We start from the raw sequence: 19,776 nt of genomic DNA on the forward strand, positions 1-19,776 counted from the left end.
TGGGTTATTTGGAACTCCTCTTGGGCATCTCCGTTTAGATGCGATTGCCCTGGCTGCCAGCCCAATTTGCTATTAAATAGATAGCTTTAGGCGCTTGCTGGTTAAGCGTTTGATCCGGTTCTGATGCAAAATTGCTTGGCTGCCGGTGAGGGTGCGCGGCTTTGCGGCGCCTCCTCCTACACCGCCCCGACGGCGTGCGGGGGTATGGTGAAACGCCTTCCAACGCCTGCCCATGGTGACACCTAAAGTCGTCCTCGTAGAAGACAACACCACCATTCGCGAAACGCTGGTTCCTGCATTGCAGGAGCTTGCCGGGGCGCGCGTGGTGGCAATGGCCGATGGCGCGCAGGAGGCTCTGGAAACTCTGCGCCAGGTGCCGTGGGATGTGCTGGTGCTGGACATGTTCTTGCGCGAGGGCACGGGCCTGGAGGTGCTGGCCCAGTTGCCCGGCGAACTGGCGGGCCGCATGGTGTACGTGCTGACGAACTACGCCACTGCAGATTTGCGCGAGGCCTGCGTGCGCCTGGGGGCGGATGCGGTGTTTGACAAATCCACCGAGCTGGACGAGTTCTTCGCCGCCTTTCTGGCGTGATGCTGTGGGGGGTGGTCTGGTCAACCGCAGGCGGCTTTGCGTCGGGGAACAGGGCGCTGGCCGCCTTCGCACTCGCTCACGTAGTTCTCCAAGGCCAGCAGGGCCCGGCCGTCAGGGGTGGGGCCGTGCACGGCCACCACTTGCTCGCCCGATGCGGTGGTGTAGCACTCGCCACGCACCAGCCCGCGTTGTGCCAGCGCGTGGAAGAGGTCGATATCTTGGGGGTCTTGCAAGACCATGGGGTGTGCGGAGCTTGCGATGGCCCGCAGCAGCTTGGTTTCCATGGTGAACTTTCATTGGCCGCTGGTGCGCGGCGAAACTGAAATCCAAAGCGTGTTGCCAAGGCGCTCAAGAAGCGAGAGTCCACTCTACGCGCATCGTGTGGAAATGAATGTGTGAAAACGTATCTTGATTGTTAACTTCGAGGCTGCGCCGGGCCCTGGCCCCGGTGCCACGGGGTGTGCGGCAGGGGCCTTTGCCAATTCACCAGCGCAGCAGTAGTGGCATGCTCGCTCAGATTTACAGCGCGGCGTAGACCAAAGTGGGGAACAGTTCGCACAGCATTTCCAGCTGCCCGGGCGCCTGCGTGAGCAGGATGGCGAACAGGTCTTGCGCCGGATCGACGAAGAAGAACGTGCCGCCCATGCCGCTCCAGCTGTAGTGCCCCGCACTGCCGGGCCGCGTGGCGCCGCCCGTAGCCAGGCGCACCGCCACACCCAGGCCAAAACCGTAGCCTGGGGGCAAGATGGTGCCCGCGCGCGGCAGGGTGCCGAGGTGGTCGGCGGTCATGAAGTCCACCGTGGCGCTGCTGGCCAGGCGCACGCTGCCGGTGGGGGTGTGCACCGTGCCGCGCCCCAACATCAGTTGCAGGAACCGGGCGTAGTCGGCAGCGGTGGAGACCAGGCCCCCGCCAGCAGATTCAAACACCGGGGGCTCGGCCACGTCGATCAGGGTGACGCCCGCGCCGGTGAGCGGGTCGCGGGCAAAGGGCTCGGCCAGCCGGTGGCGGCTGGAAGCGGGCACGCTGAAGCCGGTGTCCTGCATGCCCAGCGGCTCAAAAACGCGCCGCTGCAGCACCTGGCCCAGCGGGGCGCCTTCAATCACTTCAATGATGGCGCCCAGCACATCGGTGGCGCGGCTGTATTCCCAGCAGGTGCCGGGCGGGTGCAGCAGGGGCAGGGGGCCGAGCGCGGCCGCCAGTTGCTGGTTGCTGTGCCTGCGCGAGCCCACGCGGGCGTTGCGGTACTGGTCGGCAATGGGGCCGGTGTCCCACGCGTAGCTCAGGCCTGCCGTGTGGCGCAGCAGGTCGTGCACGGTGGCTTCGCGCGCGGCGGGCGCCAGGGTGCCGGTGGCGGCGTCGTACACCTGCTGCCCTTTGAAGGCGGGAAGGTAACGGGCCACGGGGTGCGCCAGCAGCAGACGCCCTTCTGCCAGTAGCAGCAGCGCCCCCAGCGGGGCGATGGGCTTGGTCATGGAGTAGATGCGAAACACCGTGTCTGGCGCCATGGCGGGCACGGCGAGCCCTGACTGGGCTGGGTTTGCGGGGCGCTGCAGGCCCACGGCTTCGTGCAGCACCGTGCGACCCCGGTGCTGCACCAGCGCCACGGCGCCGGGCAACACCCCTTGGGTGACCAGATCAAGCAACACCGTGCGCACGCGCGCCAGGGCGGAAGGGTTCATGGGCAAGGCTCCCTCGGGCTGGAAAATGCCCCATTTTGCCGATGTCGCGGTGCGGCACAAGGCTGCGCCCAGGTTGCCCCTGGCTTTGTAGGTTTGATGTCAAAACGGGCTCTGGCGCCCATTCGGAAAGCGCAGTCAGCTATTGTTTTGATAGTGCTTCTGAGGGGCTTGCTGGCGCGGCCGGAGGGGGCGCCATCTCCAGCTGCATCATGATCATGTTGACCAGCGTCTGCACCGTGGGCCGGCCGGTTTCGATCACGTAGGTGGCTGCTTCGCGGTACAGCGCATCGCGCTGGGCGTACAGCTCGCGCAGTTTTTGCAGGGGGTTGTTCACCTGCAGCAGGGGGCGGGTGCGGTCGTGCTTCACGCGCTTGAAGATCTCTTCGGGCGAGGCCCGCAGATACAGCACATTGCCAAAATCGCGCAGCACCTGGCGGTTTTCCGGGCGTAGCACGGCGCCACCGCCGGTGGACAGCACCATGCCGCCGGGCCGCGCCGTCACCTCGGCCAGCACCTGGGCCTCTATGTCGCGAAAACGTGCTTCCCCTTCGGCTTCAAAAAACTGGCGGATGCTGGTCTTCAGCACCTGTTCCAGCTGGTGGTCCAGGTCAATGAATGGCACCTTTAGCCGCTGGGCCAGGTGCCTGCCCACGGTGGATTTGCCCGAGCCGGGCATGCCGACCAGTGCACAGCGAATCTGCATAAATCTCCTGTCTTGCCCCAACGGAACCAGGGCCCAAGTTTACGGCCCTGGGTGGGGTGGCGGCCCCAGCGCAGCCCGCTGTAAAGCCGCCGCATGCACTGGCGCCGCCCAAACAGGTGCTTACAAGCTTTACGGAACAGCCGCTGCACAAGCCGCAGAGCCTGTGTACCTTTAGGCCATCGGGGTGCCGCCATCCATCGGGCGCCTCACAGCAAAGGAAAACCATGCACAAAAACACCGTTCTCACCGTACCCGCAACCCCTGTGGCAATGCCCGGCGCCGCCGCTGCCGGCGTCGCTTCTCTCAAATGGATGTGGGTGGCCATTGGCGGCCTGGGCGCTTGCGTGGTGGCCTTGGCCACCGTGCTGGTGGTAGAGCGCCGCAGTGCACCGCCCACCGAAGCCGCCGTGGCGCAGGCCACGCCCGCGGCCCTGGCTGCGCCTGCCGTGGCGTCGTCGCTGCAGGCTGCACCGGGTGCTGCCGCCCCGCTGGCCAGCGCTGCCCCGCAGCGTGGCGCAGCACCATCCCCCGCCTGGCCGCAAACCTCCGCAGCCCGTGGCGATGTGGCCCGCCAGCCCGCGGGCATGCCTGTGGCGCAGCGCGCGGCCAGCATCTGCAGCACCTGTGGCCGTGTGGAATCGGTGCAGGCCATTGAGCAAGCAGCGCCTGCCACCGGCGTGGGTGCCGTGGCCGGTGGTGTGCTGGGCGCCGTGGTGGGCAACCAGATCGGCAAGGGCAACGGGCGCACCGCAGCCACGGTGCTGGGCGCGGTGGGTGGCGGCTACGCCGGCCACGAGATCGAAAAACGCACCCGCACCCAGACCACCTACCAGGTGCGCGTGCGCCTGGAAGACGGCAGCAGCCGCGTCTTCACCCGCTCGCAACCGCCCGCCGTGGGCACCCCGGTGGTGCTGCAGGGCAAGGGCTTTCGCGTGGCCGACGAGGGCACCCTGCCGCAGGCGCAGCAGCCCCAGCCAGCGCCCCAGTACCAGACGGTTTCGCAGCCCGGCTACGTGGCCATGCAGCAGTGAGTGCGCTGGCGCGGGGTTAGAAACCGGCTGCCGCCTTGCGCAGGCGCATGAAAAAGGGAGCCCATGGGCTCCCTTTGTCCTTTGTGTCGGGCAGCGTCGCAGCCGCTTATTTCTCGACGAAGGCGCGCTCCACCACGAAGTCGCCGGGCGTGCTGGTGTTGCCTTCTTCAAAGTCGCGCTTTTCCAGCATGACCTTCAGGTCGGCCAGCATGGCGGGGCTGCCGCACAGCATCACGCGGTCGGTCAGCGGGTCGAGCGGGGGCAGGCCGATGTTGGCGGGGAAGGTGCCGTTTTCGATCAGGTCGGTGATGCGGCCCTGGTTGCGGAAGGGCTCGCGCGTCACGGTGGGGTAGTAGATCAGCTTGTCCTTGACGATTTCGCCCAGGAACTCGTGGTTGGGCAGCTCTTTCTCGAACAGGTCCTGATAGGCCAGCTCGTTCACTTCGCGCACGCCATGCACCACGATCACTTTTTCAAAGCGTTCATAGGTTTCGGGGTCGCGCACGATGGACAGCCAGGGCGCCAGACCGGTGCCGGTGCCGATCAGGTACAGGTTCTTGCCGGGCAGCAGGTAGTCGATGAGCAGCGTGCCGGTGGGCTTCTTGCCGACGATGATGGTGTCACCCACCTGGATGTTTTGCAGGCGCGAGGTCAGCGGGCCGTCGGGCACCTTGATCGACAGGAACTCCAGGTGTTCTTCCCAGTTGGGGCTGGCGATGGAGTACGCGCGCAGCAGCGGCTTGCCATCCACCTTCAGGCCGATCATGGTGAAATGGCCGTTGGAAAAGCGCAGCGCGGGATCGCGCGTGGTGGTGAAGCTGAAAAGGCGGTCAGTCCAGTGGTGAACGGTCAGGACGCGTTCTTCGAGAAAGGCACTCATGGTTTCTTGCAAAGATGAGAATCGGGGGAGCCACCGCCAGACGCTGGCGGACAAAGGAGCTTGGCTGGCGCGTGTACAGGAGGCCGCAACGCCTTTGGCTAGCAGGTAAACCCGTTTATTGTCAGGCAAACGGGTGCGCAGGTACATTGTCGGCCCTCAAGCCTTTGATTCAAACGAAAGAAAAGTCATGCCCTTATGCACCGCTTTGCTCAGAACCTGGGCACCCCTGTTGGGCCTGAGCCTGCTGGCTGGCCCGGCGCTGGCCCAGGGCACCTACAAGATCGGTGAAATCAACAGCTACAAGGCCCAGCCCGCATTTCTGGAGCCCTACAAGAAGGGCATGGAGCTGGCCGTGGAGCAGGTCAATGCCAGCGGCGGCATTGCCGGGCGCAAGCTGCAGCTCATCGTGCGCGACGACAACGCCAACCCCGGCGACGCCGTGCGCGCGGCGGAGGAGCTGCTGGCGCGCGAGAAGGTCGATGTGCTGATGGGCAGCTTTCTCTCGCACGTGGGCCTGGCGCTGACAGACTTTGCCCGCCAGAAAAAGGTGTTCTTCCTGGCCGCCGAGCCGCTGACCGACAAGATCGTGTGGGAGAGCGGCAACCGCTACACCTTCCGCCTGCGCGCCTCCACCTACATGCAGGTGGCCATGCTGGTGCCCGAGGCCGCCGCGCTCAAGAAGAAGCGCTGGGCCATCGTCTACCCCAACTACGAATACGGCCAGTCGGCCGTGGCCACGTTCAAGAAGCTGCTCAAGCAGGCCCAGCCCGATGTGGAGTTCGTGGCCGAGCAGGCTGCGCCCCTGGGCAAGGTGGACGCCGGCAGCGTGGTGCAGGCCCTGGCCGATGCCAAGCCCGACGCCATCTTCAACGTGCTGTTCGCGGCCGACCTGGCGCGCTTTGTGCGCGAGGGCAACACGCGCGGCCTGTTCCAGGGCCGCGAGGTGGTGAGCCTGCTCACCGGCGAGCCCGAGTACCTGGACCCGCTCAAGAACGAAGCCCCCACCGGCTGGACCGTGACCGGCTACCCCTGGTACGGCATCACCACGCCCGAGCACCAGGCGTTTTTGAAGGCCTATCAGGACAAGTACAAAGACCACCCGCGGTTGGGTTCCGTGGTGGGTTACACGGCGATCCAGTCGCTGGCGGCAGGCATGCGCAAGGCGGGCGGGGCCGATACCGAGAAGCTCATCACCGCCTTCCGGGGGCTGGAGCTGACCTCGCCCTTCGGCCCCATCCGCTACCGCGCGGAAGACCACCAGTCCACCATGGGCGCCTTTGTGGGCAAGACGCGCAATGAAGGCGGCAAAGGCGTGATGGTCAACTTCCGCTATGCCGATGGCGCCAAGTTCCAGCCCAGCGCCGAAGAGGTCAAGAAGCTGCGCGCAGCGGACTGATACGGCGCAGCTCAACGCATGGAAGCGGGGTTCTCCAGCCTGATCGGCCAGCTGCTCAACGGGCTGGCCGGTGCGTCGTCGCTGTTCCTGGTGGCAGCGGGGCTGTCGCTGATCTTTGGCGTCACCCGCATCGTCAACTTTGCGCACGGCTCGTTCTACATGCTGGGGCTGTATGTGGCCTACACGCTGGTGGAGCGGCTGTCGGGCAGCCTCGGCTTCTGGCCCGCGCTGCTGCTGGCGCCGCTGGCCACTGGCGTGCTGGGTGCGGTGGTAGAGATGGCGCTGCTGCGGCGCATTTACCGCGCTCCGGAGCTGCTGCAACTGCTGGCCACCTTTGCGCTGGTGCTGGTCGTGAAAGACGCGGTGCTGTGGGCCTGGGGCCCTGAAGAGCTGTTTGGCCCCCGTGCGCCGGGGCTGGAGGGCTCCGTCAATGTCCTCGGGCGGCCGTTCCCTGCGTACGACCTGCTGTTGATCGCCATTGGCCCCGTGGTGCTGGGCGCCCTCTGGTGGCTGCTGCACCGCACGCGTTGGGGCACGCTGGTGCGCGCCGCCACGCAAGACCGCGAGATGGTCGGCGCCCTGGGCGTGAACCAGGCCTGGCTGTTCACCAGCGTGTTTGCCCTGGGCGCGTTGCTGGCCGGGCTGGGCGGGGCTCTGCAGCTGCCGCGCGAGCCCGCCAGCCTGGAGCTGGACATGCACACCATTGGTGCCGCCTTCGTGGTGGTGGTGGTGGGTGGCATGGGTTCGCTGCCTGGCGCCTTTGTGGCCGCGCTGCTGATTGCCGAGTTGAAGGCGCTGTGCATCTGGATCGGTCTGGTCGAGGTGGGTGGCGTGGCCTTGTCGTTCTCCAAGCTCACTCTGGTGGTGGAATTTGTGGTGATGGCCGTGGTGCTGGTGTGGCGCCCCTGGGGCCTGATGGGCAAACCGCAGGCAACCGCCCGCGTCGCGGGCGATGCCGAAACCCCGCTCAAAGCCGCAGGCCCCGCCGCCCGCACGGCGTGGCTGGCCCTGCTGGCCGCGCTGGTGCTGCTGCCCATGGCCGCTGGGGCCTGGCCCTATGCCACCGTGCTGGCAGCCGATGTGCTGGTGGCAGCCCTTTTTGCCGCCAGCCTGCATTTCTTGATGGGGCCTGCGGGCCTGCATTCGTTTGGCCACGCGGCCTACTTTGGCCTGGGCGCCTACGCCGCAGCGCTGCTGGTGCGCGCGGCGGGCCTGCCCATGGAAGCTGCTTTATTGCTGGCGCCGCTGGTGGCGGCCCTTGGCGCGCTGGTGTATGGCTGGTTCTGCGTGCGGCTGTCGGGTGTGTCGCTCACCATGCTCACGCTGGCGTTTGCACAGATCACCTGGGCCGTGTGCTACCAGTGGGACAGCCTGACCGGTGGCAGCAACGGCATCACCGGCGTGTGGCCTTCAGACTGGTGGGCCGAAGGCGCGCGCTTTTATTGGCTCACGCTCACCCTGGTGGCGCTGGGCGTGCTGCTACTGCGCCGGGTGCTGCTGGCGCCGCTGGGTTACGCCCTGCGCGCGGGGCGCGATGCGCCGCTGCGCGCCGAGGCCATCGGCATTGATGTGCGGCGTGTGCAGTGGATCGGCTTTGTGCTGGCGGGCGCGCTGGCGGGCCTGGCGGGTGCGCTGTTTTTGCTGGCCAAGGGCAGCATTTCGCCCGAAGCCCTGGCCGTGGCCAAGTCGGTGGATGGCCTGGTGATGGTGCTGCTGGGCGGCGTGCAAACGCTGGCCGGCCCGCTGCTGGGTGCGGGCGCGCTGACCTGGCTGCACGACACCGTGGCGCGCAACACCGACTACTGGCGTGCCTTGCTGGGCGCCACCATGCTGCTGCTGGTGCTGGCGTTCCCGCAGGGGCTGGCCGGTTTTGCCCAGGCCTGGTGGGCCCGCCGCAGGGGGGCTGCATGAGCGCGCCGCTGCTGCAGGTGACGGGCCTTTCGCGCGCCTTTGGCGGCGTGCAGGCGGTCGATGGCGTGGGCTTTTCGCTGGCCGAAGGTGAGATGCTGGCCCTCATCGGCCCCAATGGCGCGGGCAAGTCCACCACCTTCAACATGGTGGGCGGGCAGTTGCGGCCCGATGCGGGCGACGTGCGGCTGGCTGGTGAATCACTCGTGGGCCTGCCCCCGCGCACCATCTGGCGCCGGGGCGTGGGCCGCACCTTCCAGATCGCCGAAACCTTCCGCTCTTTGACGGTGGTGGAAAACGTGCAGATGGCGCTGCTGTCGGCAGACCGGCGCATCCTGCACTGGTGGCGGCCCGCCGCCGCCCACCGGCGGGCCGATGCACTGGACTTGCTGGAGCGCGTGGGCATGCACGCCCAGGCCGACCGCCCCTGCAGCGCCCTGGCCTATGGCGATGTGAAACGCGTGGAGCTGGCCATGGCGCTGGCCCACGGGCCACGGCTGCTGCTGATGGACGAGCCCACCGCCGGCATGGCGCCGGCCGAGCGCCTGGCCCTGATGGCGCTGACCCGCCAAATCGCCCGCGAGCGCCGCATGGGCGTGCTGTTCACCGAGCACAGCATGGACGTGGTGTTTGGCCAGGCCGACCGCGTGCTGGTGCTGGTGCGCGGCCGCCTGCTGGCCGAGGGCACGCCCGAGCAGATCCAGGCCGATGCGCGCGTGCAAGAGGCCTACCTGGGCGCGGGCTTTGATGTGGAGGCGACCGCATGACAGAAAACGCCTCCGCGCCACTGCTGCAGGTGCAAGGCCTCAACGCCTGGTACGGCGCGGCGCAGATTCTGTTTGACGTATCGCTGCAGGTGGGGCGCGGCGAAGTCGTGGCCCTCATGGGCCGCAACGGCGCGGGCAAATCGACTACGCTCAAGGCTCTCATGGGCATGGTCACGCGGCGCGGTAGCGTGCAGTTTTTGGGGCAAGACATTGCGCGGCGCGAGCCGCACGACATTGCCCGCCTGGGCCTGGGCTATGTGCCGGAAGAGCGCCGCATCTTCACCGACCTGTCTGTCATGGACAACCTGGAAGTCGGCCGCCAGCGCCCGCGCCGCTGGCCCGATGGCACCGCCGCCCCCGAGTGGACGCCCGAGAAGCTGTTTGCGCTGTTCCCCAACCTGGGCGAAATGCCCCAGCGCCCCGGTGGGCGCATGAGCGGCGGAGAGCAGCAAATGCTCACCGTGGCCCGCACGCTCATGGGCCAGCCGCTGCTGGTGCTGCTCGATGAACCCTCAGAAGGCGTGGCGCCCCTCATCGTGCAGCAAATGGCCCGCACCATCCGCGCCCTCAAGGCCCGGGGCGTGAGCGTGCTGCTGAGTGAGCAGAACCTGCCGTTCGCCGAAGCGGTGGCCGACCGCGCCTACCTTATCGAACAGGGCCAGGTGGTCCACGAAGGCCGCATGGCCGACGTGGTGGCCAACCCCGACGTGCGCAAGAACTGCCTGGGGGTGTGAGCGAGCCGCACGCCTTGCGCCCACCGGGGTTCATGTCCAGCGCATCAAGGCTTTGGGGATGTGCCGCAAAGGCGCTTTACCTGCACGGTTTGCAGCGTGCAGTTTCATGCATTGTTTTGGCCTCTGGCGCTTATTGGGTAAGCGCAAACAGCTATTGATTTAGTAGCAAATACGGTCAATGCTGCGTGTGGTGCAGCCCCCGGCGCAGTTGTACTGCCTCGGCCACATGATCTGCGCCGGTGTGCGTGGCGCCCGCCAGGTCGGCAATGGTGCGGGCCACCCGCAGGGTGCGGTGCGTGCTGCGGGCCGACCAGCCCAGCCGGTGGGCCGCGCGCTGCAAGAACTGCAGGGCGTCGTCCTGCAGCATCACCAGTTCGTCCATGCCCTGGCCCTGCAGCGCCTGGTTGGGGTGGCCTTGCCGCGCCAGCGCGCGGGCCCGGGCGCGCTCCACCCGCTCGCGCACGGTGGCGCTGGCCTCGCCCGCCGGGGCGCCCACCAGTTGCTCGGCGGGCAGGGCGGGCACTTCTACGTGCAGATCGATGCGGTCCAGCAGTGGGCCGCTGAGCTTGCCCTGGTAGCGCGCCACCTGGTCGGGCGTGCAGCGGCAGGCCCGCTGGCTCGACCCGAGGAAGCCACAGGGGCACGGATTCATGGCGGCAATCAGTTGAAACCGGGCCGGGAATTCCGCCCGCTGCGCCGCGCGGGCGATGGTGATGTGGCCGGTTTCGAGCGGCTCGCGCAGGGCCTCCAGCGCGGCACGGGGGAATTCCGGCAGCTCGTCCAAGAACAACACACCCTGGTGGGCGAGCGAGATTTCGCCAGGCCGGGGTGGCGATCCTCCGCCCACCAGCGCCACGGCGCTGGCCGTGTGGTGGGGCTGGCGCGTGGGGCGGCGGCCCCAGTCTTCCGGGCGGAAGCTGCCGGCCAGGCTGGCCACGGCGGCGCTTTCCAGCGCCTCGTCCACTTGCATGGCGGGTAGCAGCCCGGCAAAGCGCTGCGCCAGCATGGACTTGCCCGAGCCGGGCGGGCCCACCATCAAGAGGCCATGGCCGCCAGCAGCAGCAATCTCCAGCGCGCGGCGCGCAGCCGTCTGGCCCTTCACATCGGCCAGGTCCGGCCCACCGGTGGGGCTGCGCGGTGGCTGTGCCTGCAGCACCGCCCAGCCTTCGCTGGGGGCGGGGGGCTCAGCGCCGGGTGGCAGAAAGGCCTGCACTACGTCCAGCAGGTGGCGCGCACGCACCACCCGCGCGCCCGGCACCAGGGCCGCTTCTTCGGCACTGCCGGGGGGCAGCACCAGGCAGGCGGTACTGCCTTGCGTGTGCAGCGCCAGGCTGGTGGCCAGCGCGCCGCGCACGGGGCGCAGCTCGCCAGACAAAGACAGCTCGCCCGCAAATTCATGCCCGGCCAGCCGGCTGGCATCGATCTGCCCACTGGCGGCGAGGATGCCCAGCGCAATCGGCAGGTCGAACCGCCCGGAATCCTTGGGCAGATCGGCAGGCGCCAGGTTCACGGTGATGCGTTTGTTGTTAGGGAAGTCCAGCCCCGCGTTCTGCAGGGCCGAGCGCACGCGTTCGCGGGCTTCCTTCACCTCCACATCGGCCAGGCCCACCAGCGTGAAGCTGGGCAGGCCGTTGGCCAGATGCACCTCAACGGTGACGGCGGGCGCCTGCAGCCCCAGAAGGGCGCGGCTTTGCACCAACGCAAGGCTCATGGCTGGATGACTCCCCAGACGGGTGCGCGCAGCGCGCTGTGGCGTGGCTGCGCTGCAGGTTTGCACCACGCAAGTGCGCCGCTGCAAGGGATGTGCACCGCATGGCACAAAGCGCGTGGGTGCGCGGCCATGCACGGGGTGTGGGGGTGAAAAAGGCGGTGGCACGGTCTGTGCTTAAAGCCCTTGTCCATAACTTGTCCAACCGGAGGAAACATGAATCGCACTTCCATCAAGACCCTGGGCTTTGCCCTAGCTGCTGCGCTGCCCCTGTTGGCCAGCGCGCAGCTCACGGGCAACGTCAGCCTGACCTCCAACTACAAGTTCCGTGGCCAGGACCAGGACGCCAGCAAGGTCAAGGCCGTCAAGCCCGCGCTGCAAGGGGGTTTTGACTATACCTTTGGCGACAGCGGCTTTTACGTGGGCAACTGGAATTCCAGCGTGGACTGGCTCTCCGGCAATTCGCTGGAGATGGATTTCTACGGTGGCTACAAATTCAAGGCCGGTGAGGTGGACCTGGACGTGGGCGCGCTGACCTACGCCTACCCCGGCAACTCGCTGGGCAACACCACCGAGCTGTACGGCGCGGCCACTTACGGCCCCTTCACCGCCAAGTACTCGCACACCCTGTCCAATGACTACATGGGTTTTGCTGGCGCCAAGGCAGGTTCTGGTCTGAAGGGCCGCAACACGGGCTACGTGAATCTGGCATTCGCACAGGAAGTGGCCCCCAGCGTCACCCTGAAGGCATCGGTCGGCTTCACCCGCTTTGCCAGCGACATCAAGGACTCGGGCGTGCCCAACTACATGGATTACAGCGTGGGCGGTGCGTACGACTTCGGCAGCGGCCTGTCGCTGGGCGCTGCCGTGGTGGGCGCGAACAAGAAGGACTTCTTCGGTCCCGTCAACAAGTCGCGTGTGATCGTCACCCTGACCAAAACCCTGTAATTCGCTGCGGGCGCCTGGGGCGCCCGCGCTGGAGGAACTGAACATGAAAATGGTGACTGCCATCATCAAACCCTTCAAGCTCGATGAAGTGCGCGAAGCGCTCTCGGACATCGGCGTGCAAGGGATCACCGTCACGGAAGTCAAGGGCTTTGGCCGCCAGAAGGGCCACACCGAGCTGTACCGCGGCGCCGAGTACGTGGTGGACTTTCTTCCCAAGGTCAAGGTCGAGGCCGCCGTGGCCGACGACCTGGTGGACCGCGTGATCGAAGCCATCGAAGGCGCAGCCCGCACCGGCAAGATCGGCGACGGCAAGATTTTTGTGTCCCACCTCGAACAGGTGGTGCGCATCCGCACCGGCGAAACCGGTAAGGAAGCCCTCTGAGGCCCTGCCATACCCATCGGAAAGAAATGCCATGAAAAAACTACTTGCTTCTTTCGTCCTGGGGCTGAGCCTGCTGACTGCAGGCACCTTGTCCCTGGCCCAGGCGCCTGCTGCAGAGCCTGCCGCAGTCACTGCCCCCGCCGCTGAAGCGGCCCCCGCAGCCCCTGCTGCAGCCCCAGCCGCCGCGGCGCCAGCAGCAGCTGCCGAGGCTCCCGCCCCCGTGCCCAACAAGGGCGACACCGCCTGGATGATGGTTGCCACCCTCCTGGTGATCCTGATGGTGCTGCCTGGCCTGGCCCTGTTCTACGGCGGCCTGGTGCGCAGCAAGAACATGCTGTCCGTGCTCATGCAGGTCATGGTCACGTTCTCGCTGATCACGGTGCTGTGGTTCATCTATGGCTACAGCCTGGCGTTCACCGAAGGCAATGCTTTCATCGGCGGGTTTGACCGGCTGTTCATGAAGGGCATTTGGGACAACGCAGCGGGCACCTTTGCCAACGCGGCCACGTTCAGCAAGGGTGTGGTGATTCCTGAAATCTCCTTCGCAGCCTTCCAGGCCACGTTTGCCGGCATCACCTGCGCACTGATCGTGGGCGCTTTTGCCGAACGCATCAAGTTCTCTGCCGTTCTGCTGTTCATGGTGCTGTGGTTCACCTTCAGCTACCTGCCCGTGGCCCACATGGTGTGGTTCTGGATGGGCCCCGATGCCTACACCGGCAAGGAAGTGGCCGACGCCATGACCGGCAAGGCTGGTCAGATCTGGCAATGGGGTGCGCTGGACTTTGCCGGCGGCACTGTGGTGCACATCAACGCGGCCGTCGCTGGCCTGGTAGGCGCCTTCATGGTGGGCAAGCGCATCGGCTACGGCAAGGAAGCCATGGCCCCGCACAGCCTCACGCTGACCATGGTGGGTGCATCCCTGCTGTGGGTGGGCTGGTTCGGCTTCAACGCAGGCTCTGCCCTGGAAGCCAATGGCTTCGCTGCCCTGGCCTTCATCAACACGCTGGTGGCCACGGCTGCTGCCGTGCTGGCCTGGTGCCTGGGTGAAGCGCTGATGCGCGGCAAGGCTTCGATGCTGGGCGCTGCCTCGGGCGCCGTGGCTGGCCTGGTGGCGGTGACGCCAGCAGCGGGCAACGTGGGCATCGGCGGTGCGCTGATCATCGGCCTGGTGGGTGGTTTTGCCTGCCTGTGGGGGGTGCATGGCCTCAAGAAGATGCTGGGCGCGGACGACTCGCTCGACGTGTTCGGCGTGCACGGCGTGGGCGGTATCGTGGGTGCGCTGCTGACTGGCGTGTTCAACTCCCCCGCCCTGGGCGGCCCCGGCTACGTGGCTGACTGGGTGACAGCTTCGATGGTGACAGCGGCCGATTACTCCATCGCCGCACAGGTCTGGACGCAAGCCAAGGCCGTGTTGCTGACGGTGGTGTGGTCGGGCGTGGTGTCGGTCATCGCGTTCAAGTTGGTCGATCTGATGGTGGGCCTGCGCGTCTCGGAAGAAGACGAGCGCGAAGGTCTGGACATCACATCGCACGGCGAAACGGCGTACAGCCGTTAAGGGGGACCACCGGCTGCCGTGTCTGGTGGTGCGGCAGCCGCCCCGTTTTATTAGAGTCTCCTCAAGCATTGGGCCACCCCGGTTTGCCGCCGTGGTGGCCCTTTTTTGTGCCCGCTGCAAAGAAGCTGCACAGCCTTTGTTCAAAAAATTCATGCGCTGCGGGGGCTGGCTGCAAAGTCACACCCGCTACGATGCAGGGCATGGACCAAGCCCTTGCCCAGATCACCGAGCGCGTGCGCGCCGCCGTTGCAGACCAGACCCCCTTGCGCATCCGAGGCGGGGGCACCAAGGATTTTCATGGCCGTGGCCTGCACGGTGATGTGCTGGACACGCGCCTGCTGTCGGGCATCACCAGCTACGAGCCCAGCGAGCTGGTCATCACCGCCCGCGCGGGCACACCCCTGGCCGAGCTGGAGGCCGCACTGGCCGCCAAGGGCCAGTGCCTGCCCTTTGAGCCGCCGCACTTTTCCCCCGGCGCCACCGTGGGCGGCATGGTGGCGGCAGGCCTGTCGGGCCCCGCGCGCGCCAGCGTGGGTGCGGTGCGCGACTATGTGCTGGGTGTGAGCCTCATCAACGGCAAGGCAGAGCCGCTCACCTTTGGTGGGCAGGTGATGAAGAACGTGGCCGGGTACGACGTCTCGCGCCTCATGGCGGGTTCGTGGGGCACGCTGGGCTTGCTCACAGAAGTGAGCCTCAAGGTGCTGCCCGTGGCCCCGGCCGAAGCCACGCTGCGCTTTGAATGCAACCAGGCCGACGCCCTGCGCAAGCTGCACGCCTGGGGCGGCCAGCCCCTGCCGCTGAACGCCAGCTGCTGGGTGCAAGACGGTGGCGTGGGCACCCTGTATGTGCGCCTGCGCGGCGCCGTGGCTGCGGTGGAGGCTGCTTGCAAGAGCATGGGCGGCACACTGCTGGACAACGCCACCACCGCGCCAGACTGGTCTGCCTGCCGCGACCACACCTTGCCCTGGTTTGTCCAGCGCGCCCAGCAGCCCGACCTGGCCCTGTGGCGCCTGTCGCTGCCCGCCACCGCGCCGGTGCTGCCGCTGCCTGCAGCCGCCCAGCCGCTGGTGGAATGGCATGGTGCCCTGCGCTGGGTTCAGGCCCCCGCCAGTGCGGCCGATGCCCTGCGCGCCGCTGCTGAGGCGGTGGGCGGTAGTGCTTCTGTTTTTGTAGCTGCCAGCGCTTATCCAGAAAGCGCTAGCAGCCAATTTGATCCAAAGTCTGCCGCGCTGGCGCAAATCCACGCCCGCGTGAAGCAGGCGTTCGACCCCGCGGGCATCTTCAACCCGGGCCGCCTGGCCGCCGCCTGGTAAAGCGCGACCCATGCGCCACCTGATCCACCTCACGGGCCACCACCGCACGGTCACCACCAACCGGGTGCTGGGCCTGTTGCTGGCCTTCAATGCAGGTGCCGTGAATGCGGGCGGCTTTCTGGTGGCGCAGATGTACACCTCGCACATGACGGGCTTTCTCTCGTCACTGGCCGACAACCTGGTGCTGGGCAACATGAAGCTGGTGCTGGGCGCGGTGGGCACGCTGTGGGCCTTCATGTCGGGGGCGGGCAGCACGGCCATTCTGGTGAACTGGGCGCGCCACCACCAGTTGCACGGCACCTACGCGCTGCCGTTGCTGCTCGAAGCCATCCTCATGCTGCTGTTTGGCCTGGTGGGGGCCATCACGCTGGGCTGGCGCACGCCGTTTGCTGTGCCCCTCACGGTGCTGCTGCTGGCCTACCTCATGGGCCTGCAAAACGCAGTGGTCACCAAGATGTCGTCGGCTCAGATACGCACCACGCACATGACCGGCGTGGTGACTGACCTGGGCATCGAAATGGGCAAGATGCTCTACTGGAACCGCAGCGGCACCGCCCCTGAGCGCTATGTAAAGGCGAACCGCGACCGGCTGCGCCTGTTTGCCGGGCTGGCGGCCATGTTTTTGGTGGGCGGGCTGGTGGGCGCTGCTGGCTTCAAGTACGTGGGTTTCATTTTTGTGTTGCCGCTGGCGCTGGTGCTGCTTACCTTGTCGTTGCCGCCTTTGTGGGCTGACCGCCAGAAGTTGCGAGCACTGCTGCTGCAGCGCCGCGCTGGCCCCCAGCCGGGCGACGCCAGCCCGCCCGGGCCCGATGCAGGCCCCTAGACCGCTGGCGCAACACCCCCCGATCTTTACCGTTATCTCCAGGCACGCTCCATGCAGACCCAACTCGCCCCCGAATACGCAGCCCGCCCCGACGGCCAGGAAGCCGAAGCCATCCTGCGCAAGTGCGTGCACTGCGGCTTTTGCACCGCCACCTGCCCCACCTACCAGCTGCTGGGCGACGAGCTGGACGGGCCGCGCGGCCGCATCTACCTTATCAAGCAGGTGCTGGAAGGCGCCGAGCCCACGCGCGCCACGCAGATGCACCTGGACCGGTGCCTGACCTGTCGCAACTGCGAAAGCACCTGCCCCAGCGGCGTGCAGTACGGCCACCTGGTGGACATTGGCCGCAAGATCGTGGACGAAAAAGTGCCTCGCCCTGCAGGCGAGAAGGCACTGCGCTGGGCACTGAAGGAAGGCCTGCCCTCGCCCTTGTTCGCACCCGCCATGAAGGCCGGGCAAATGGTGCGCGGCCTGCTGCCCGAAGCACTCAAGGCCAAGGTGCCCGCCCCCCGTGACGCCGGGGCCTGGCCCACGCGTGAACATGCGCGCAAGGTCATCATGCTGGCCGGCTGCGTGCAGCCCGCGATGATGCCCAACATCAACACCGCCACTGCCCGTGTGCTCGACGCCGTGGGTGTGCAGTCGGTCATCGTGCCCAAGGCCGGGTGCTGCGGTGCGGTGAAGTTCCACCTCAACGACCAGGAAGGCGGCAAGGCTGAGATGCGCGCCAACATCGATGCCTGGTGGCCCCTGGTGGAGCAGGGCGGGGTGGAGGCCATTGTGATGAACGCGTCGGGCTGCGGTGTGACGGTGAAGGAATACGGCCACCTGCTCAAGGACGATGCGCAATACGCCGCCAAGGCCGAGCGCATCAGCGCCCTCACACGCGACTTGTCAGAACTGCTGCCTGCCATGCTGCCCGAGCTGGCCGCCAAGCTGCAGGGCCGTGTGAGCCAGCCTGACACCCTGTACGCCTACCACCCCCCCTGCACCCTGCAGCATGGGCAAAAGCTGCGCGGTGGGGTGGAGTCGCACCTGAACCAGCTCGGCTTCAAGCTTCGCGCCGCCCGCAACGAGGCGCACCTGTGCTGCGGCTCTGCGGGCACGTATTCGGTGCTGAACCCCGAACTGTCTCACCAGCTGCGCGACCGCAAGTTGGGCGTGCTGAACGAAGCCTTCGGCGAGCAGCCGCCGGACATGATCCTTTCGGCCAACATCGGCTGCATCACCCACCTGCAAAGCGGCACGGGCACGCCGGTACGGCACTGGGTGGAGGTGCTGGACGAAGCCCTGAGGCAGCGCTGATCTCTCGCACGGCGCTGCTGCGTTTGCCTGATTTGCTGCTCGGACACGGTTGGCGGGCACGTCGTCGCGCCGGCCCAACACTATCTCCAAAGTGCGCAGCTTGATTGTTCGGGGGCGCCAAAGAAAGTAGAGTTGAAACGTTCATTTACACAGTTTCAACACCTACAGCCCTGGTGATCGGGCGGTAGTGCTGTGGGAGATTCCATGAATAACCATCGCCATGCCTGGACGTTGGGCCAGCGCTTGCTGTTGATCAACGGCGTGATGTTTGTGCTGCTTGCCGCTGTGGCGGTGGCCATCTGGTTGATGATGAGCCGCATCAGCGACGATGCGGATTCGGTGCGCACCGCCAACGTACCCCAGCTGCAGCGCATCTCGGAGATGGAACTGAACGTCACCCGCGTATCGCTGTAGTTGCGCCACGCCATTCTGGCGCGCAACCCCCAGGAACTGGAAGCCACGCTGGCCGATATTGCAGACAAGCGCAAAACCATTGCTGGTGCCATGGAAGGGCTGGGCCAGGGGATGTTCGATGACGAAGGTCGCCAGGCGTTCGTGCCCTTGCAAGGCTTGGTGAACGAGTTCTGGAAGGTGGGAGAGGAAAACCTGCGCCTCATCCAGGACGGCAAGAAGGATGAAGCGTTCGCCTTCCTGGTGGATCGCACCATCCCTGCGCGCAACAAAATTCTCACCGTGCTGGATAGTGAAAAAAAGCGCCAGAGCCAGCGCCTGTCCCTGGCCATCAACGAGGTGAAAAGCCTGGCCGCTGCCGACCGCAACATCGCCGTGGCGGTGATGGTGCTGGTGGTGGCCTGCCTTTCGGGCCTGGGGTTGTACCTGCGCGCGGTGGTGCGCGACCTGGGGGCAGACCCGCCCGACCTCAAGCGCGTGGCGCTGGCCGTGGCCAACGGTGATCTGGGTGTGGAGGTGCTGACCCGCGAGGGGGACAAAGCCAGCATCATGGCGGGCCTGCGCAACATGCGCGAGCGCCTCGCCGAAGTGGTGGGCACCGTTCGCCAGAGTGCAGAAAGCGTGTCTGCCGCGAGCCGTGAAATCTCTGCGGGCAACCACGATTTGTCCGCCCGCACCGAGCAGCAGGCCGCAGCGCTGCAGCAAACGGCCGCGTCGATGGACGAAATGGGCGCCGCCGTGCGGCAGAACGCCGAAAGCGCCCGTCGAGCCGACCAGCTCGCCAAGGAAGCTGCCCGGGTGGCAGAGCAGGGTGGCACGGTGGTGAGCAACGTGGTGAACACCATGAAGGGCATCCACGACAGTAGCAACCGCATCAGCAACATCATCGGGGTGATTGACTCCATTGCCTTCCAGACCAACATCCTGGCGCTGAATGCGGCGGTGGAAGCCGCCCGCGCGGGCGAGCAGGGCCGGGGCTTTGCGGTGGTGGCAGCCGAGGTGCGTACCTTGTCGCAGCGCACGGCCACCGCGGCCAAGGAGATCAAGGAGCTGATCACCGCCAGCGCCCTGCAGGTTCACCAGGGAAGCACGCAGGTCAACGAGGCGGGCGCCACGATGACCGAAGTGGTCGATGCCATCCGCCGCGTGACGGCCCTGATGGGTGAGATCAGCGCATCCAGCGAAGAGCAAAGCCGTGGTGTGCAGCAGATTGCCGAGGCGGTCACCGTCATCGACCAGGGCACACAGCAAAACGCTGCTCTGGTGGAAGAAATGGCCGCCGCCGCCAGCAGCCTGGAAAACCAGGCCGCAGCCTTGGTGCGTGCCATGGCCGTCTTCCGCATGGCGGGCGAAGCCTTGAGTCAGCCCAAGGCCATGCCTGCCCCAGCCTTTGCACCTGCGCCTGCGCCTGCGCCTGCACGGGCTCCAGCCGTTCAGCGTGCGCCGGCACCTGCGGTGCGCCATGCACCTGCTGCCGCACCAAAGCCCGCTGTGGCAGCGCCGGCCAAGGCCACGGCTTCTGACGACCATTGGGAATCGTTCTGACGCTTTGCTGAGGTGACCCGCCCGCTTCAAAGCGGGCGGCATGGTGCTGTAGCTGGCTCTGCGCACGTCGAACGCGCTTGATGTAGTGACGCATC

The 19,776-nt window shown here is 66.7% G+C and carries 19 protein-coding genes; 14 read left to right on the forward strand and 5 right to left on the reverse strand.

Annotated elements, in window-relative coordinates:
- The first annotated feature begins 232 nt into the window (after positions 1 to 232).
- On the forward strand, positions 233 to 592 hold the full coding sequence (locus AADJ04_RS04300; protein WP_341238871.1) for a response regulator transcription factor: 360 nt from the start codon (positions 233 to 235) through the stop codon (positions 590 to 592).
- A 20-nt stretch (positions 593 to 612) separates the two neighbouring features.
- Here AADJ04_RS04300 and AADJ04_RS04305 read toward each other — a convergent pair whose 3' ends face one another.
- The 3 genes from AADJ04_RS04305 to AADJ04_RS04315 form a co-directional block, all read right to left on the reverse strand.
- Positions 613 to 876 (reverse strand): hypothetical protein, encoded by a 264-nt coding sequence (locus tag AADJ04_RS04305; RefSeq protein ID WP_341238872.1) that lies wholly within the window; start codon positions 874 to 876, stop codon positions 613 to 615.
- 235 nt (positions 877 to 1,111) lie between these two features.
- Positions 1,112 to 2,272: a serine hydrolase domain-containing protein gene (locus AADJ04_RS04310; protein WP_341238873.1), complete on the reverse strand. Its 1,161-nt coding sequence runs from the start codon at positions 2,270 to 2,272 to the stop codon at positions 1,112 to 1,114.
- Positions 2,273 to 2,411: 139 nt separating this feature from the next.
- Positions 2,412 to 2,975, reverse strand: a complete 564-nt coding sequence (locus tag AADJ04_RS04315; protein WP_338821184.1) for a shikimate kinase — start codon at positions 2,973 to 2,975, stop codon at positions 2,412 to 2,414.
- Positions 2,976 to 3,199: 224 nt separating this feature from the next.
- Here AADJ04_RS04315 and AADJ04_RS04320 point away from each other — a divergent pair, with 224 nt between their 5' ends.
- Positions 3,200 to 4,006 carry a glycine zipper 2TM domain-containing protein gene (locus AADJ04_RS04320; RefSeq protein ID WP_341238874.1) on the forward strand — a complete coding sequence of 269 codons (807 nt, stop codon included), beginning with the start codon at positions 3,200 to 3,202 and terminating at the stop codon, positions 4,004 to 4,006.
- 106 nt (positions 4,007 to 4,112) lie between these two features.
- Here AADJ04_RS04320 and AADJ04_RS04325 read toward each other — a convergent pair whose 3' ends face one another.
- Positions 4,113 to 4,886 (reverse strand): ferredoxin--NADP reductase, encoded by a 774-nt coding sequence (locus AADJ04_RS04325; protein WP_044397142.1) that lies wholly within the window; start codon positions 4,884 to 4,886, stop codon positions 4,113 to 4,115.
- A 187-nt stretch (positions 4,887 to 5,073) separates the two neighbouring features.
- Between AADJ04_RS04325 and AADJ04_RS04330 the strand changes: the two genes are divergently transcribed.
- The 4 genes from AADJ04_RS04330 to AADJ04_RS04345 are packed head-to-tail and all read left to right on the forward strand — an operon-like array spanning position 5,074 to position 9,691.
- On the forward strand, positions 5,074 to 6,282 hold the full coding sequence (locus AADJ04_RS04330; RefSeq protein WP_142085306.1) for an ABC transporter substrate-binding protein: 1,209 nt from the start codon (positions 5,074 to 5,076) through the stop codon (positions 6,280 to 6,282).
- A gap of 18 nt (positions 6,283 to 6,300) precedes the next feature.
- The gene (locus AADJ04_RS04335; protein ID WP_207374937.1) at positions 6,301 to 8,193 is read left to right on the forward strand and encodes an ABC transporter permease; all 1,893 of its coding nucleotides are present in this window, start codon (positions 6,301 to 6,303) and stop codon (positions 8,191 to 8,193) included.
- Positions 8,190 to 8,957 (forward strand): ABC transporter ATP-binding protein, encoded by a 768-nt coding sequence (locus AADJ04_RS04340; RefSeq protein ID WP_142085310.1) that lies wholly within the window; start codon positions 8,190 to 8,192, stop codon positions 8,955 to 8,957. The genes AADJ04_RS04335 and AADJ04_RS04340 overlap by 4 nt, the downstream gene beginning before the upstream one ends.
- Entirely contained in the window at positions 8,954 to 9,691 is a 738-nt protein-coding gene (locus tag AADJ04_RS04345; protein WP_341238875.1) for an ABC transporter ATP-binding protein, read from the forward strand. The genes AADJ04_RS04340 and AADJ04_RS04345 overlap by 4 nt, the downstream gene beginning before the upstream one ends.
- Positions 9,692 to 9,866: 175 nt before the next feature.
- Here the strand turns inward: AADJ04_RS04345 and AADJ04_RS04350 are convergent, their stop codons facing one another.
- Positions 9,867 to 11,402: a YifB family Mg chelatase-like AAA ATPase gene (locus AADJ04_RS04350; protein WP_341238876.1), complete on the reverse strand. Its 1,536-nt coding sequence runs from the start codon at positions 11,400 to 11,402 to the stop codon at positions 9,867 to 9,869.
- A 213-nt stretch (positions 11,403 to 11,615) separates the two neighbouring features.
- Here AADJ04_RS04350 and AADJ04_RS04355 point away from each other — a divergent pair, with 213 nt between their 5' ends.
- The 8 genes from AADJ04_RS04355 (at position 11,616) to AADJ04_RS04390 (ending at position 19,681) form a co-directional block, all read left to right on the forward strand.
- Positions 11,616 to 12,347, forward strand: coding sequence for a TorF family putative porin (locus AADJ04_RS04355; RefSeq protein ID WP_341238877.1), 732 nt, complete (start codon positions 11,616 to 11,618; stop codon positions 12,345 to 12,347).
- Between the two features lie 43 nt (positions 12,348 to 12,390).
- Positions 12,391 to 12,729 carry a P-II family nitrogen regulator gene (glnK, locus tag AADJ04_RS04360; RefSeq protein ID WP_044397167.1) on the forward strand — a complete coding sequence of 113 codons (339 nt, stop codon included), beginning with the start codon at positions 12,391 to 12,393 and terminating at the stop codon, positions 12,727 to 12,729.
- A gap of 31 nt (positions 12,730 to 12,760) precedes the next feature.
- Entirely contained in the window at positions 12,761 to 14,284 is a 1,524-nt protein-coding gene (gene amt, locus AADJ04_RS04365; RefSeq protein WP_341238878.1) for an ammonium transporter, read from the forward strand.
- Between the two features lie 191 nt (positions 14,285 to 14,475).
- Positions 14,476 to 15,597: a glycolate oxidase subunit GlcE gene (gene glcE, locus AADJ04_RS04370; RefSeq protein ID WP_341238879.1), complete on the forward strand. Its 1,122-nt coding sequence runs from the start codon at positions 14,476 to 14,478 to the stop codon at positions 15,595 to 15,597.
- 10 nt (positions 15,598 to 15,607) lie between these two features.
- Entirely contained in the window at positions 15,608 to 16,420 is an 813-nt protein-coding gene (locus tag AADJ04_RS04375) for a YoaK family protein (RefSeq protein ID WP_066698558.1), read from the forward strand.
- A 51-nt stretch (positions 16,421 to 16,471) separates the two neighbouring features.
- Complete coding sequence (gene glcF, locus AADJ04_RS04380) at positions 16,472 to 17,725, forward strand: glycolate oxidase subunit GlcF (RefSeq protein WP_341238880.1); 1,254 nt, start codon at positions 16,472 to 16,474, stop codon at positions 17,723 to 17,725.
- A gap of 204 nt (positions 17,726 to 17,929) precedes the next feature.
- Positions 17,930 to 18,139 carry a Tar ligand binding domain-containing protein gene (locus AADJ04_RS04385; RefSeq protein ID WP_341238881.1) on the forward strand — a complete coding sequence of 70 codons (210 nt, stop codon included), beginning with the start codon at positions 17,930 to 17,932 and terminating at the stop codon, positions 18,137 to 18,139.
- Positions 18,140 to 19,681, forward strand: coding sequence for a methyl-accepting chemotaxis protein (locus AADJ04_RS04390; protein WP_341238882.1), 1,542 nt, complete (start codon positions 18,140 to 18,142; stop codon positions 19,679 to 19,681). It begins immediately after the preceding gene.
- Positions 19,682 to 19,776 lie beyond the last annotated feature (95 nt).

The sequence above is a fragment of the uncultured Acidovorax sp. genome, from assembly GCF_964021665.1.
Classification (GTDB): Bacteria; Pseudomonadota; Gammaproteobacteria; order Burkholderiales; family Burkholderiaceae_C; genus Acidovorax; species Acidovorax temperans.

What these genes read in the sequence shown, in the direction of transcription:
- AADJ04_RS04300 (WP_341238871.1), top strand. Translation starts at nt 233, where the DNA reads ATGGTGACACCTAAAGTCGTCCTCGTAGAAGACAACACCACCATTCGC.
- AADJ04_RS04305 (WP_341238872.1), bottom strand. Translation starts at nt 876, where the DNA reads ATGGAAACCAAGCTGCTGCGGGCCATCGCAAGCTCCGCACACCCCATG.
- AADJ04_RS04310 (WP_341238873.1), bottom strand. Translation starts at nt 2,272, where the DNA reads ATGAACCCTTCCGCCCTGGCGCGCGTGCGCACGGTGTTGCTTGATCTG.
- AADJ04_RS04315 (WP_338821184.1), bottom strand. Translation starts at nt 2,975, where the DNA reads ATGCAGATTCGCTGTGCACTGGTCGGCATGCCCGGCTCGGGCAAATCC.
- AADJ04_RS04320 (WP_341238874.1), top strand. Translation starts at nt 3,200, where the DNA reads ATGCACAAAAACACCGTTCTCACCGTACCCGCAACCCCTGTGGCAATG.
- AADJ04_RS04325 (WP_044397142.1), bottom strand. Translation starts at nt 4,886, where the DNA reads ATGAGTGCCTTTCTCGAAGAACGCGTCCTGACCGTTCACCACTGGACT.
- AADJ04_RS04330 (WP_142085306.1), top strand. Translation starts at nt 5,074, where the DNA reads ATGCCCTTATGCACCGCTTTGCTCAGAACCTGGGCACCCCTGTTGGGC.
- AADJ04_RS04335 (WP_207374937.1), top strand. Translation starts at nt 6,301, where the DNA reads ATGGAAGCGGGGTTCTCCAGCCTGATCGGCCAGCTGCTCAACGGGCTG.
- AADJ04_RS04340 (WP_142085310.1), top strand. Translation starts at nt 8,190, where the DNA reads ATGAGCGCGCCGCTGCTGCAGGTGACGGGCCTTTCGCGCGCCTTTGGC.
- AADJ04_RS04345 (WP_341238875.1), top strand. Translation starts at nt 8,954, where the DNA reads ATGACAGAAAACGCCTCCGCGCCACTGCTGCAGGTGCAAGGCCTCAAC.
- AADJ04_RS04350 (WP_341238876.1), bottom strand. Translation starts at nt 11,402, where the DNA reads ATGAGCCTTGCGTTGGTGCAAAGCCGCGCCCTTCTGGGGCTGCAGGCG.
- AADJ04_RS04355 (WP_341238877.1), top strand. Translation starts at nt 11,616, where the DNA reads ATGAATCGCACTTCCATCAAGACCCTGGGCTTTGCCCTAGCTGCTGCG.
- glnK (WP_044397167.1), top strand. Translation starts at nt 12,391, where the DNA reads ATGAAAATGGTGACTGCCATCATCAAACCCTTCAAGCTCGATGAAGTG.
- amt (WP_341238878.1), top strand. Translation starts at nt 12,761, where the DNA reads ATGAAAAAACTACTTGCTTCTTTCGTCCTGGGGCTGAGCCTGCTGACT.
- glcE (WP_341238879.1), top strand. Translation starts at nt 14,476, where the DNA reads ATGCAGGGCATGGACCAAGCCCTTGCCCAGATCACCGAGCGCGTGCGC.
- AADJ04_RS04375 (WP_066698558.1), top strand. Translation starts at nt 15,608, where the DNA reads ATGCGCCACCTGATCCACCTCACGGGCCACCACCGCACGGTCACCACC.
- glcF (WP_341238880.1), top strand. Translation starts at nt 16,472, where the DNA reads ATGCAGACCCAACTCGCCCCCGAATACGCAGCCCGCCCCGACGGCCAG.
- AADJ04_RS04385 (WP_341238881.1), top strand. Translation starts at nt 17,930, where the DNA reads ATGAATAACCATCGCCATGCCTGGACGTTGGGCCAGCGCTTGCTGTTG.